This is a genomic window from Rhodococcus sp. ACPA4 (genome assembly GCF_002300185.1).
GTDB classification, from domain to species: Bacteria; Actinomycetota; Actinomycetes; order Mycobacteriales; family Mycobacteriaceae; genus Rhodococcus_F; species Rhodococcus_F globerula.
This window is the reverse complement of record NZ_NSDY01000001.1, coordinates 3,537,188-3,550,854: the sequence shown is the minus strand read 5'-3', so window position 1 is coordinate 3,550,854 and position 13,667 is coordinate 3,537,188. Positions and strand designations below refer to the sequence as shown.

12 protein-coding genes and 1 pseudogene are annotated in these 13,667 nt (G+C 59.6%); 9 read left to right on the top strand and 4 right to left on the bottom strand.

Annotated elements, in window-relative coordinates; translation table 11 throughout:
• Positions 1-15: 15 nt before the first annotated feature.
• Positions 16-870, bottom strand: coding sequence for a sugar phosphate isomerase/epimerase family protein (locus tag CJ178_RS16070; protein ID WP_092803866.1), 855 nt, complete (start codon positions 868-870; stop codon positions 16-18).
• Positions 871-921: 51 nt separating this feature from the next.
• Entirely contained in the window at positions 922-1,806 is an 885-nt protein-coding gene (locus tag CJ178_RS16065; protein ID WP_051730822.1) for an NAD(P)-dependent oxidoreductase, read from the bottom strand.
• Between the two features lie 485 nt (positions 1,807-2,291).
• On the opposite strand from CJ178_RS16065, the pseudogene CJ178_RS16060 reads away from it, so the two are divergent.
• The 6 genes and pseudogenes from CJ178_RS16060 to CJ178_RS16035 all read left to right on the top strand — a co-directional run bounded on the left by CJ178_RS16060 (position 2,292) and on the right by CJ178_RS16035 (position 8,959).
• Positions 2,292-3,476, top strand: a pseudogene (locus tag CJ178_RS16060) (amidohydrolase family protein).
• A 41-nt stretch (positions 3,477-3,517) separates the two neighbouring features.
• The gene (locus tag CJ178_RS16055) at positions 3,518-5,110 is read left to right on the top strand and encodes an ABC transporter substrate-binding protein (protein WP_033237387.1); all 1,593 of its coding nucleotides are present in this window, start codon (positions 3,518-3,520) and stop codon (positions 5,108-5,110) included.
• Between the two features lie 92 nt (positions 5,111-5,202).
• Complete coding sequence (locus tag CJ178_RS16050; RefSeq protein ID WP_051730854.1) at positions 5,203-6,234, top strand: ABC transporter ATP-binding protein; 1,032 nt, start codon at positions 5,203-5,205, stop codon at positions 6,232-6,234.
• Positions 6,231-7,058 carry an ABC transporter ATP-binding protein gene (locus tag CJ178_RS16045; protein ID WP_051730853.1) on the top strand — a complete coding sequence of 276 codons (828 nt, stop codon included), beginning with the start codon at positions 6,231-6,233 and terminating at the stop codon, positions 7,056-7,058. The genes CJ178_RS16050 and CJ178_RS16045 overlap by 4 nt, the downstream gene beginning before the upstream one ends.
• Positions 7,058-7,999, top strand: a complete 942-nt coding sequence (locus tag CJ178_RS16040) for an ABC transporter permease (protein ID WP_033237386.1) — start codon at positions 7,058-7,060, stop codon at positions 7,997-7,999. Before CJ178_RS16045 ends, CJ178_RS16040 begins: the two co-directional genes overlap by 1 nt.
• Before the next feature lie 27 nt (positions 8,000-8,026).
• Complete coding sequence (locus CJ178_RS16035) at positions 8,027-8,959, top strand: ABC transporter permease (protein WP_095887115.1); 933 nt, start codon at positions 8,027-8,029, stop codon at positions 8,957-8,959.
• A gap of 20 nt (positions 8,960-8,979) precedes the next feature.
• Here CJ178_RS16035 and CJ178_RS16030 read toward each other — a convergent pair whose 3' ends face one another.
• Positions 8,980-9,762 carry an enoyl-CoA hydratase/isomerase family protein gene (locus tag CJ178_RS16030; RefSeq protein ID WP_095888005.1) on the bottom strand — a complete coding sequence of 261 codons (783 nt, stop codon included), beginning with the start codon at positions 9,760-9,762 and terminating at the stop codon, positions 8,980-8,982.
• Between the two features lie 494 nt (positions 9,763-10,256).
• Here CJ178_RS16030 and CJ178_RS16025 point away from each other — a divergent pair, with 494 nt between their 5' ends.
• The 3 genes from CJ178_RS16025 (at position 10,257) to CJ178_RS16015 (ending at position 13,108) form a co-directional block, all read left to right on the top strand.
• Complete coding sequence (locus CJ178_RS16025) at positions 10,257-11,249, top strand: cyclase family protein (protein WP_172937663.1); 993 nt, start codon at positions 10,257-10,259, stop codon at positions 11,247-11,249.
• A 185-nt stretch (positions 11,250-11,434) separates the two neighbouring features.
• Positions 11,435-11,731: a putative quinol monooxygenase gene (locus CJ178_RS16020; RefSeq protein WP_033237388.1), complete on the top strand. Its 297-nt coding sequence runs from the start codon at positions 11,435-11,437 to the stop codon at positions 11,729-11,731.
• 183 nt (positions 11,732-11,914) lie between these two features.
• Positions 11,915-13,108 carry an NAD(P)-dependent malic enzyme gene (locus CJ178_RS16015; protein WP_095888004.1) on the top strand — a complete coding sequence of 398 codons (1,194 nt, stop codon included), beginning with the start codon at positions 11,915-11,917 and terminating at the stop codon, positions 13,106-13,108.
• Positions 13,109-13,144: 36 nt separating this feature from the next.
• Here the strand turns inward: CJ178_RS16015 and CJ178_RS16010 are convergent, their stop codons facing one another.
• Positions 13,145-13,666, bottom strand: a complete 522-nt coding sequence (locus tag CJ178_RS16010; RefSeq protein ID WP_095887113.1) for a nuclear transport factor 2 family protein — start codon at positions 13,664-13,666, stop codon at positions 13,145-13,147.
• Position 13,667 lies beyond the last annotated feature (1 nt).

Sequence of the window (13,667 nt, the reverse complement as noted above, 5' to 3'; positions counted from 1 at the left end):
AACGGGGATCGGGTGTCACGTGTGGCAACCGAGAGCGCGCACCCGCCGGATCTCGTCGGCGGCGTGAAGCACCTTCCGCGCCCCGATGACGGCAAGACGCGCGCACTCTTGCGCCGAGGTGCCCGCAACAGCCAACGACCGCATCGGAGCTTCGACGCCGATCACGGGGACAGGTGGAAGCGCTGCCAATATCTCCACCACCGGCAGTTCACCCTGACCGGGAACACAACGATCGATCGAGTCGTCCCGATACACCGGGTTTCGCTGCGCGAGTGTGTTGTCGCTGAGTTGGATGTAGCCGACATATTCGTGGTCGAGCATTATGAGATCTTCCGCGCCGTGGCCGGATCGGGAGGAGTGCATCGTGTCGACGAGCAGACTGAAGTCCGGACGGCCGACGTGTCCGACGGCCTGCAGCGCTGTCGGTAGGTCGGGAACGGTGAGCGACTTCGCGAATTCCATCGTTGTGGTCATTCCTCGGCCGGCTGCCATCTCTACGAACGTAGCCAGTTGGTCGAAGCTGCGCGGCAGGTCAGGGTCCATTGTCACGGCGTTGACCCGGGTTACCCCGAGTTCGGCCATCACATCCAGGTTCGCATCTTCATCACGAAGGTCGTGGAACGGCTGGACGACAAACCCTTCACCCAGTGAGATCGACACGTCGCGATCCTGCATCGCTGCGATGAAACGCCGACGCAAAGCCACGTCGTCGAGCATGGAATACGCCGGGTGGCCGTATGGGTTGTACGGTCCGCCGCCGCCGGCCACCTTCATCGAGATGTGGTGGCAGCCGAGATCTGCTGCCAGGTGGACGAAGTCCACTGGTGGTAGGCCTAGGACGGTTTGGTACTCGATTCCGATTTCAGTCATGAGCGTCCTTCCAGAGCGCAGGCAAGCGTGGCGGTATCGGCCGCGTGGTGTTCACATCGACGGCTTCATCGAGCCTGGGGTCAGTGGTGTCTGCTCGATGAGCTCGCGGTTCGGCGGCGCGCCCGAGTACAGCACTTCGCGTTCGACCAACTCTGAGGAAAGCACTTCTCCGATCAGTCCCAGATCAGCTCCGGTCCGGTCGGCGATCTGCCGGATGACATCTACATCCTTGAGCATGAGCTCTGCGAGCCGGATGCCGACGGCGTCGACCCCAATCCAGGCGAGGCTGCTCAGCGCTCGACTGTCGCCACTGCCGTGCTGGATGGCGGCCAGGATCTCTGCCTCACCGATTCCGACGGCCGCAGCGAGGCGCACGGCGTCGACGGCGAGCCCGATCTGCGCGACGAAGAGCGCATTGTTGACGAGTTTGACGCGCTGACCATGACCGATCGGACCGACGTGCATCACCGGGGAGCCATAGGACTCGAGCACGGGGCGGACGCTGTCGAGTACGTATTCATCGCCTCCCACCCAGAGCGTGAGGCGACCGGCAGCCGTGTCTTGTGGGCTGCCGGAGACGGCAGCGTCAAGCACGTGCACGCCCCGTTCAGCCCCTGCGTCGGCAACCATGACTGCTGTGTCGGGATCGCAGGTGGTGTGCTGCACCAGGATTGCACCGGGTGCCATGGCCGCGACGGCGCCACCCGATCCCAGCAGCGCGGCCTGCACCTGCTCGTCGTTGAGTACGATGCTGATGACCAACTCGGCGGACTGCACTGTTTGCTCGATTGTGTCGGAGGTGTTCCACCCCTTGGCCTTTGCGGTGGATCGTGTTTCGGATCCTCGAGTCAGAACAGTGACGTCGTTCCCGGCAGCGATCAAGCGTTCGACGATCGGCCCGCCCATTCTGCCCGCTCCGATGAATCCGATCTTCATCGCGGGCTCAATGCAACAGTCATGGATTCGGGGCCCGACAGGTCGTTCGCCTTCAGTTGTTGCATGTCCGATCTCCTCTGTGCTTTGTGAACTCGGACCGGTGATCTTCGACCAGCGGTTCCGAGCAAGGCTCGCCGTCGTTGCTCAGGTGTCTCGCGTATCGCGGATCCGGCAAGCCGGAGAGAGACAGTCATCTCGAATTTGTGGCAACTCGAGAAGGCAAATTAGGTTAACTAGTCATACCATGTTGCTTGCATCACTACATAAGCTAAAGGTGAAGCAGTTCACTTTTTCTAGGTGGCTGACGGGTGATGCTCGATAGGAGTTCAGGCAACGGTGCCGGGACATGCTGTCGCAATGGCACTTCCGCCGCGACATTTTGGTTCGAACATGCCGTAGTGACGTGGACAACAGTGCGTGCTATCGTCCACATAGGTAAACAAGTTATCCCTTTCGCGTGCGTTGAGGGTACCCCCGGAGGACTCATGCCCCTGCAGAACCACATGCATCTGATTTCCACCGACGATCACCTGATCGAGCATCCGAAGCTCTGGTCGGATCGTCTGCCGAAGAAGTTCCTCGACGCCGGACCCCGGATCATCGAGAAGGTGATGCCGCGATCGGTGCACGCCGGTGACGGCGCCCGCGGTGATGCCGGCACCAAACTCGCCGAAGTGTGGATCTACGAAGACCGTGTCTACCCGTACATCGGACTCAACGCGGTGGCAGGGAAGAAACCCGAGGAATACGGCGCCGAACCCACCCGGTACGAGGACATGATCGCCGGCTGCTTCGACCCGAAAGCCCGTGTGCTGGACATGGATATCGACGGCGTCCAAGCCGGACTGTCCTTCCCTTCATTCCCCCGATTCGCCGGAACGGTCTTCCTCGAAGGCAAGGACCGGGAGTTGGCGTTGCTCTCGGTCAAGGCCTGGAACGATTACCACATCGACGAATGGTGCGCGAGCGCCCCGGACCGGTTGATCCCGCTGGTGATCCTGCCGCTGTAGTCGGTGGAGGAATGCGTCAAAGAGGTCTACCGCACCGCCGCCAAGGGCGCGAAAGCGATTTCCTTCCCCGAAAATCCTGTACCGCTGGGACTTCCGTCGTTCCATACCGATCACTGGGATCCGCTGTTCTCGGCGTGTGAGGATGTCGACATCCCGTTGACCGTGCACTTCGGCACCTCGGGTAAGGCCCCGATCACCGCCCCCGAAGCCCCGATGGCCGTGATGACGGCGCTCTTCGGGTGCAACTCGATGTACGCGACCGCCGATCTGTTGTTCTCCCCGGTTTTCCATCGCCATCCGAAGTTGAAGTTCCTGCTCTCCGAGGGCGGGATCGGCTGGGTTCCGTACATGCTCGAACGGATGGATCAGACGTGGGAGAAGCACCGGTTCTACCAGAACATCAACCAAACAGTGCGTCCGTCGGAGTTGTTCTCCAAGCATCTCTTCGGTTGTTTCATCGAGGACAACTTCGGTATCAAGAACCGTCACGACGTCGGTATCGACAACATCACCTGGGAGGGTGACTACCCGCACTCGGATTCGAACTGGCCGAACAGTCGCAAGAAAGTACACGACGCGATGATCGATGTTCCCGATGACGAAGTCGAGAAGATGGTCGAAACCAATGCCCGTGCCCTGCTGCACTTTCCCCGTACCTAAACCACTGCCGCGTACCTAACCCAATCGAGAGGAACACCAAGATGGTGATCACACGTTCCGTACGTATCGGCGTTGCCATTGCCGCTCTTAGCCTGGTGCTTTCCGCCTGTGGCAGTGGAAGTGCCGGCAATTCGTCCCCGGCGTTAGGTGGTGCCGTCGGCGCAGCGGCCGCTGACGCCGATCCGAACGGACATCTCCGGGTCGGCCACACTGTGGCGACACCGGCGCTGAACCCGCACAAGATGCCGTCTGCGCCGGCCGCGTACCCGTATCTGACTCCGGTGTACGACAGGCTCACCCAAATGGTCGACGAGGATGGGTCTCTCGCGATAGCTCCGATGGTTGCGACCGAGTGGGAGTTTTCCGAGGACGGCCGTGAGGTCGTCTTCACATTGCGTGACGGGATCACTTTCACCGATGGTGAAGTTCTCGATGCCGCCGCAGTCAAGGCAACGCTTGATCATGCGAAGACGGCGGCGGGATCGACTGTGGCGTCAACCTTTTCGATGATCGATTCGGTAGAGGTGGTCGATCCGAACCGGGTAAAGGTCATCGCTACCCGACCCGCCGCAGATTTGCCGTTTGTGCTCTCCGGTGTGGAAGCGGCATTGATCAGTCCGAAGGCTCTCGACAATCCGGATCTGGACATCAATCCGGTGGGTTCGGGTCCGTACGTCGCGACCTCGGTCCGGATAGGTGATTCGGTGACATACGAGCGTCGGGAGGGGTACTGGGATCCTGCAGCACAGTTGTCCAAGACGATCACGATCACCGGCATCGTCGACGACAATGCTCGACTGAACGCGCTGCGATCAGGTCAGATCGATCTGATGATATCCAAGATCGGTCAGTACCCGCAGGCATCGGCGCTCGGATCTGGATACGGGTTCTTTTCTTATCCGCCTGCACAGCTGTACACGATGGCCATGAATATCGACAGCCCGGAGTTCTCGGATGTGCGGGTGCGTCAAGCGCTGAACTTTGCCGTTGACCGGGAAGGTATCAACTCGTCGTTGCTCAACAATCAGTGCCAGGTCTCCGGCCAACCGCTTTCGGTCGGCGCGGACGGGCACCTTTCGGATCCGCCGATCGATTACACCTACGATCCGGATCGGGCGCGGGCTTTGCTCGCGGAGGCAGGGGTCAACGGTCTCACATTCAATACGCTTCTCGGTGCGGGACTTTCGCCGCAGGACGAGATCGCGTCGGCCCTGCAAGCGCAGTTCGCCGAAGTCGGTGTCACGATGAATGCCAAGCCGGTGGATCTGGTCGACATGACTGCTCAGTTTGCAGCGAAGGCACAACCGTCCATCGTCAGTGTGCGAGTTGGCGATCCGAGTTCTGCACAGTTCCTCAACCGCAACTACACAGTCCCACGCCTTTTTCCGGGAACACTTCCCGCGGAGTTCAAGAACTCATTGGCGCCGGCGTTTGATCCCAACGTGTCCGAGGTAGACCGTACTGCTGCTCTCGAAGCGACATCAGCCGTTGCGGTCGAGAACGCTTTCGACGTCTTCCTCTGCGCTGTAAGTACACAGTTTGCCTTCGCAGACAATGTAATCGGTGCTTCGAATATGGGCGTTTCGCATTACACCGGGGTGATGGACCTGCGCTACGTCGGTGTCGCGAAATGATTCTGCGCGAATAGTCGAAGTCTCACTCATATCCAGTCTGGGCGGTGCGCCCGTTGTCGCCGTCCACTACCTGACGCTAGGAGATCCTGTCCATGGCAACTGATCTACCGTTGTCGTCGCTCGACGCGACGGACAGCGATATCCTGCGGATCGAGAATCTCTCGGTCGACTTCGATACCGATCGCGGCTGGACTCGAGTCGTCGACGACGTGTCCTTGCGAGTAGCACCCGGCACGACGGTCGGGCTGGTGGGTGAATCCGGATCCGGGAAAACCGTAACTTCCTTGGCTGCAATGGGATTACTGCCTTCCCAGGGTTGTCGGGTAACTGGATCGATCCGTATCGCCGGCCGTGAGGTGGTGGGGTTGTCGGAGTCGGAGTTGTCCGGCATTCGTGGGGTCGACGTATCGATGGTCTTTCAAGAACCAAGGCGAAGTCTGTCTCCGGCATTCACTGTCGGGGATCAGATCGCCGAGGTTGTCCGTCGTCACCAAGGTTTGTCGAAGAAGGACTCGTTTGCCCGCGCTGTCGAGATGCTCGACGCGGTCGGTATTCCCGATGCACGCAATCGGGCAAAGGCATACCCGCACGAGTTCTCCGGTGGCATGTGTCAGCGCGTCATGTTGGCAATCGCAATGGTATGTCGACCGAAACTGCTCATTGCGGACGAACCCACGACCGCGCTGGACGTGACGGTGCAGAAAGAGATGTTGCGATTGATGAAGGATCTGCAACACGAGTTCGACGTATCGATTCTGTTCATCACTCACGATTTGGGGGTCGTTGCCGAGATGTGCGACCGAGTGGCGGTGATGTATGCGGGGCAGGTTGTCGAATCGACCTTGATCGATGACCTGTTCGACGACCCACGCCATCCGTACTCGGAGGGTCTGCTGGCAGCAATTCCCGACCCGAGGGCCAAAGGTATACGTCTGTCGTCGATTCCGGGTGCAGTTCCAGCTCCATGGGACTGGCCGCAAACGTGCCGGTTCCAGGATCGTTGCAACTACGCAGATGCTGGTCGATGCGATTCGGAACCGATAATACTGCACGACATCGCTCGCAATCGGTCAGTACGTTGCGTGCGTGAGGGCGAACTGAATCTGAAGGGACTTACCGGATGAGTCCGTTATTGGAGGTCTCCGGACTACGCAAGTCGTATCCGGTCAAGAGAGACTTTCTCGGTCGCGTGAGAGAGCGGTCCGTGGTGACCAACGATGTGAGTTTTACCCTGGAACGTGGTGAAACGCTCGGCATTGTGGGCGAATCCGGAGCGGGGAAGTCGACGATCGGACGTCAGGTTCTGCGTTTGATCGAACCCGACTCCGGCACGATCCGGTTCGACGGACACGATGTCCGTAAGTTCAAGGGCAAGGATTTGCTGTCCTTTCGGCGGCGCGCGCAGATGATCTTTCAGGATCCGTTCAGCTCGCTCGATCCGCATATGACGATTCGCAACGCGGTGGGCGAACCGTTGTCGATCCACTTCGGAATCGCTGGGGCAGAGCGTGATCGGCGTGTCGTGGAAATTCTGCAGAGGGTCGGTATGCGCGAGGACCAACTCGACAAGTATCCACGAGAGTTCTCCGGCGGTCAGCTTCAGAGGATCGCGATTGCCCGGGCGCTCACACTCGATCCCGACTTCATTGTGTGTGACGAACCTGTTGCTGCATTGGATGTTTCAATCCAAGCTCAAGTTCTCAACCTGCTGCTTGACCTGCAGGCCGAGCGCGGCTTGGCCTATATTTTCATCTCGCATGATCTCTCCCTCGTGCGATATCTCGCCCACCACGTCATCGTTATGTACCGGGGCGAGGTAGTCGAAGCCGGGACCGCGGAGGAGTTGTTCGAGAATCCGCAGCACTCGTACACCAAGATGCTGGTCTCGGCAGTTCCGGACCCGAGGAACCGTCGTCGCAGAGTTTCAGTACCGACGGGAGGGTCATAATGGCGAATCTGTTGGGAAAACGGGTGCTTTCGGCAATCCCACTGTTGCTGTTCCTCAGCTTCTTCGTTTACGTGCTGGTTGACTTCATGCCAGGAGACGCTGCAGCTGGGCTTGCCGGTGACAACGCAACGCAGGACGAAATCGCTTCGGTTCGCGAACAACTGGGTCTGGATCGGCCACTGCTGATCCGGTACGTCGAGTGGCTCGGTCACATCATTACCGGTGATTTCGGTACCTCGCTCTACAGTTCTCAGTCCGTCACTCAGATCCTCGCGGATCGGATACCGACCACTCTGTCCTTGACCGTCGTGACCATGGTAATTGTGATCTTGCTCGGTCTGCCGATCGGAATCATTGCCGCTATGCGTGCCAATTCGATGCTCGACCGCGCGTTGACGGCTGTGTCGTCGGTTGCGATGGCGGTCCCACCGTTCATTATCGGTTTGGTTCTGGTCATTGCCCTCGCAATCTCCGCGCCGGTTTTTCCGGCGACTGGGTACGCACCGCTCAGCGAAGGGTTTGGGGTTTGGCTTCAACACCTGATTCTTCCGGCTCTCGCGATTGCGGCCATTTCCACTGCGGAAGTGGCGCGCCAAACCCGTGCGGCCATGGTTGACACGTTCGCCAAGGATTTCATCCGCACTGCTCGGGCGAAGGGGCTGCGGACCAAGCAGATCGTGCTGAAGCACGCCCTCAAGGTCGCCGGAGTTCCGATCGTGACGGTCCTCGGTCTACAGGTCAGTCGAGTATTTGCAGGCGCGGTGACAGTCGAGTTCGTTTTCGCGCTACCTGGCCTCGGGACTCTTGCCGTGAATTCTGTTTTCAGCCGGGATATTCCGGTGATCCTCGGCATCGTCATGGTCATGGCGGTTGCCATCGTGATCATCAACCTGATCGTCGATATGGCCTACGGCTACTTCAACCCGAGGACCCGGGCCTGACCCGGTCAGCTGTCGAAAGGCATTTTCATGAGTGAAACCGGTATTGTTGCGGATCCCGATAACCCGCGGCGCGCGACACCATTTTCGAGCCGAAGCCGCTTCATACACACACTGCGGACTTCACGTCCACTTCGACTGCTGCGCAGGAACATCCCGGCCATGATCTCGCTGGTTTTCTTAGTGCTGGTGTTTCTGGTCGCGGGTTTCGGCACCATGATTGCGCCCGATGATCCGAACGCGCAGAACTTGGGAAACAGTTTGGCCGGAATTTCCGGGGAGCACTGGCTCGGTACGGACGTCTATGGTCGTGACGTCATGAGCAGGTTGCTCGCCTCGGCAAGTGTCACCATGCTCGCGGTTGTCCAGGCGGTGGGAGTTGCGGCTGTGATCGGTATTCCCACAGGGCTGTTCGCGGGACTTGTCCGGGGATGGGCTGGGGGACTGATCAGTAGAATCTCTGATGCCCTGCAGTCCTTGCCGCCTCTTATCCTCGCCATTGCGATCATCGGAATTTTCGGTCCAGGATTGACCAACGCGATGATGGCGATCGGACTGGTTATGGCCCCATCGCTGTACAGGTTGGCACGAGGTGCTGCGGAGTCGGTGTCGACGGAAACGTATATCGAAGCTGCCCGAGCGCTGGGCTGCGGCAAGGGCAGGCTGCTGTGGAGTCATGTGTTACCAAACGCGGCTTCGCCTTTACTGGTGCAGCTTTCGTTCTCGGCGGGTGTCGCGATTGTCGCCGAGGCAAGTCTGAGTTTTCTCGGTCTCGGTGTTCAGCCGCCACAGACTTCCTGGGGTTCAATGGTGCGTGAGGCTTTCGACAATATCTACACAGCTCCGGAGCTGATTGCTGCACCGGCGATCATGATTGTGCTGACCGTCCTGGCATTCTCGACGTTCGGTGACGGTTTGCGGGATGCGCTCGAAGGTTCGGGTTCGATTTCAAACGACGAATGACGAGCGGCGAATCTGCCGCGTTATCGCGGCAGATTCGCCGGTATCCAGCACGCGTCACGCTTTTCCATGAACGCCCGCATTCCCTCACGTGGTTCCGGAGAAGTGTCGAGTGCGCCGAACATGGTTTCGTAGTCGAATTGCCCGTAGCGCTCGTTGAGCATTCGCTTGACCTGGGCTCGGGCTACAGGTGCGGTCTGCAGTACCTCACGCGCAGCCTCGAGTGCCGCAGTCCGAAGGTTCTCATGTGGCACAACTCGGGAGATCACTCCGAGCCGAAGCGCTTCTGCCGCATCGAACTTGCGCGCGGAAAACATCAAGTCGCGTGCTGCGGCGATTCCGATGTGTGCCGGCAGCACTGCAGCGAAAGTCGCATCCGGGATGCCTCGTAGAAGTTCGGGAACACGGAATGTCGCCCGGTCGCTGACGACAGCGATATCGGACATCATTGCAATCAGTAGTCCACCGGCCTGGCAGATTCCGTTGACCGCGGAAATGACGGGTGCGCGACTGTCTCGAATGGTTAGGAAGGGAACGATATCGATGCTCGAAAGGCCCTCCGGCAAAGCATCTCCCGGATCCGATCGCCTTCCCAGATCTCCTCCGGGGGCGAATACGTCGTCAACCCCGGTGATTACCAATGCCGACAGTTCCGGGTCGGAATTCACGAGGCGTACTGCTCGCTTCAATCCGTAGTACATCGCGGAGGTCAACGCATTTCTGGCAGCCGGACGGTCGATGATGCACCATCCGATCGAGCCTTCACGTTCGAATCGTAAACCGCTGGCGCCCAAGCTATTTACCATAAATGCAGCGTATAGCATTCTCCATGTCGTGGCCAGTGACGGCTTCGAAAGGTCACGATGCCTGCACATGGTTCGCCGGGGTTCAGATAACTGCATCGTGGATGCCTGGTCAACGGGATGTTCCGGCTAGCGGAATGGGCATGTCTGGGTCGCCCACGGGTGTATGGCGTCTGGGTAACGAGGCAGTCGGTTTCCGGACGAAACCTGGCACAGTTCAAGCTGATACACCTTTTGTGTCTACGACTGGCCATGTGATCGACGGAGTTTCGGTCTGGAGAGATTGCCTCGCTCGACTTCTTCGTTTGGGCGAGTATCTATGACAGAATCGAACAACAGGACCGGATGTGCCGATCGACATACCCAGTGTGTGAAGATGATTCGATTCAGTAGTCCCTGCAACTCAACCGCTGCATCGGGGCGTTGTCAGCCTGACGTTGCCCTTCGGAACGAATATCAGCTGATTCTGCCCCTCGGAAACGAATATGGAGAAACGAATGACAGTCGACGACCTGGAAACAGATCCCCTCGCCCCGTGGCTCCGTAAGATCAAGGACGAGCACGATTCATCACGACACGTGGACGGTGTGCAGTGCCGCGGTTCCGTGGACCTCATCGATGAATCGGCCCGCCTGCGCGGCGTTTCCGCTGTCAGATACGGGAAAGCCATCTCTCTCGAACGTGAGGTGGAAACCCGCCCCGGCCGCCTTGCCGATGGTCGAGCTGTGGCGGAACTCGAGGCAGCGCAGTGGGAAAAGCTGGGGCTTGCCGAGATGCCTTCTGGCCACGGATCAGTAGAACTCGATGTACAGGTCGGCGTTCGCGGTATGCGCTCGGCCCACGGCGGTGACGTGATCAAGTACGACGCCCATGGAGTCCACAACACACACATGGACGGTTTGGCGCACATCGGTGCCGAAGGGTCTTGGCACGGGCCGATTCCCGCCGAGGCGTCCCTGACTGACGAGGACACCATGGTGGCGTGGGCGAACCATGGAATCGCCACGCGTGGTGTAGTCCTCGATGTCGCCGGAGCGCGAGGGGTCGAGTGGATCGACGCCGAACACCCCGTTACCGGCGAGGACCTGGACGCAGCGCTCGCGGCAACCGGAGTCACCCTCGAGCCTGGCGATGCGCTGATCATCTACCAGGGGCGCGATCGCTACGAGGCGGCCGGCAACATCTACCCGAGCGGCGCCGCAGCAGTGGCGCGCCCAGGTATCGGTGAGGACGGTGCAGTCTGGATCGCATCGAAGGATCCGGGCTTGGTGCTGTGGGACTTCCACGATGCCCGGAACAACCCTGCCGGCTCGTTGGAAGTGCACAACCTGATCTATGCGATCGGTTTGTGTCTGGTGGACAACTGCTTACTCGGCCCGGCCGTGGCGGCGTTGAAGCAGACAAATACGTCGACAGGTCTTGTCGTAGCGGCTCCGACTGCCATCCACCGTTCGACGGGTGTCCTGATCAATCCGTTGTTCCTTTACTGACCTCTCGACAAGGTTGTCGCTATCGGTTCGGCACACTCTCGGACATCAACAGTTTGTCCGAGAGTGTGCTTTCGGCAGTCTGAAGTCTGTCGGACGTGCGTTGTGCACCTTGGAGTTGTGCACCCTGGAAAACGTGGGTGCTCCTGAATGATTCGAATTCACCCCCTGAGAACAAGGAGTTTTCTGTGACGATTTCCGCGATTCTGGACCTGCGACTCAAGAAAGAGAGTCTTGCTACCGCACGCGAGGTGGTGGGACGAATCTTGACTGAGACCCGTGCTTTCGAAGGTTGCGAAGGTGTCGACGTATTGATTGATGCCGACGACGAAACGCACTGGCTGTGTTTCGAGAAATGGTCTACTGCCGAGGCGGATGCCGCATACCGCGAATGGCGCGCCGGCCCAGGCATGATCAAGGATTTGGGACCGCTTCTCGCAGGGGCGCCAGGACTGGCCAAGTACACACTCGACTCTGCGATCTGACCTATTTGTTTGTCCAGATGGGGCGTGTCCTTCGTGAACAGTGCCGAAGAGCACGCCCCATACTTGTTGCCCTTACGCGAGCACCTTCGGCAGTAGGGGATGCAGTTCGGCGTCGGCTTTCTTCGACCCCCCACGCAGCTTGTCAGTTATCGCCAGTATCTCGAACTTTTCAGGAGTGTCATTGTGTCCCTTGTGACTGAATCCATCAACGTACCCAAGGTCGAGTTGACCGACGAAGAAATCTTTGCCGCTCACGTCGGTGGCAAACTGTCGGTCGAGACCACCGCGCCGCTCGATACGCAGCGCGCTCTGTCGATCGCGTACACGCCGGGTGTGGCTCAGGTGAGCCGCGCCATCGCAGCTGACGAGACCCTTGCCGATCGCTACACGTGGACCAACCGACTGGTTGTCGTCGTCAGTGACGGCACGGCGGTTCTCGGTCTGGGCGATATCGGACCCCGCGCATCGTTGCCCGTCATGGAGGGCAAGTCCGCTCTGTTCAAGAGCTTTGCCGGACTGAACTCCATCCCGCTGGTGCTCGACACCACCGATCCCGACGCGATCGTCGAGACCTTGATCCGTCTGCGTCCGAGCTTCGGCGCGGTCAACCTCGAGGACATCTCGGCGCCGCGTTGCTTCGAGATCGAAAAGCGGGTCATCGAGGCACTTGACTGCCCCGTCATGCACGACGATCAGCATGGCACCGCGATTGTGGTTCTTGCTGCGCTCAAGGGCGCCGTGAAGGTGCAGAGCCGTGACATCACCACGCTCAAGGTTGTCATCTCCGGTGCGGGTGCAGCGGGTGTCGCGTGTGCGAACATTCTGCTCGCCGCCGGTATCAGCGATGTCGTCGTGCTCGACTCGAAGGGCATCATCTCGAGCGAGCGCAGCGACCTCAACGAGATCAAGGTAGAGCTGGCGTCGAGCACCAACCCGCGCAGTGTCCACGGTGGTGCTGTCGAGGCTTTGGCTGGTGCGGACGTCTTCCTCGGTGTCTCGGCGGGCAAGATCCCCGAGGAGCTCATCGCGTCGATGGCTCCGGAGTCGATCGTGTTTGCGCTCTCGAACCCGGATCCGGAGATTCACCCGGAGACCGCGTCGAAGTACGCGGCGATCGTGGCTACGGGCCGCAGTGACTTCCCGAACCAGATCAACAATGTGCTTGCCTTCCCCGGTGTGTTCAAGGGCGCGCTCGACGCCGGTGCCCGTCGCATCACCGAAGGTATGAAGCTCGCTGCCGCCGAGGCGATCCTGTCGGTGGTCGGCGACGGGTTGGCCGTGGACAAGATTGTTCCGAGCCCACTCGACCCTCGCGTGGCGACCGCAGTTGCGGAAGCCGTCGCGGCCGCAGCGCACGCTGAGGGCGTGACCAGCTAAGAGGATTGAACCTGCCGGTTCAAAGACTCGCGGGGTTCACGCAGATTGGATGGGGAGAGTTTTTCGTAAGGCGGCCAACGGATCTGAATCGTCGCGTCGTCCTCGGGGACCAGCGCTCTCGGGATTCACGAATCGGCCTTCGTCGGAGCGGGTCCATTCGCGTACGGCCCAGCGCTCCTTGATTGCCCAATGCCCGTCCCGACGCTCCATATGGTCGATGAAACGTGCGCCGCTGGTGAAGTTGATCATTCCGACGCCTTCGGGTCCGCCCCAGTGGGTGGACATCGAGTACGCCTCGCTGATCGCGTGGTCGCCGTGCAGTTCGACGAGGTGGTTGCCGATGTGATGCATGGTGCCGCCGATGACGGAGAGTTTGGGCTTCACCCAGGCAATGTATTCGTCGATGTTGCCGTCGAATCCGGTGTGATGATCGATGGCATCGGGGTGATAGGCGCTGCGAACGAGATCGAAATCGAGCCGGTCGATGCCTCGGGCATACGTCAAAACGACTTCACGAATAGCCTGCTTGTCCAGCAGATCCTGCAATTGCTGTTCCATT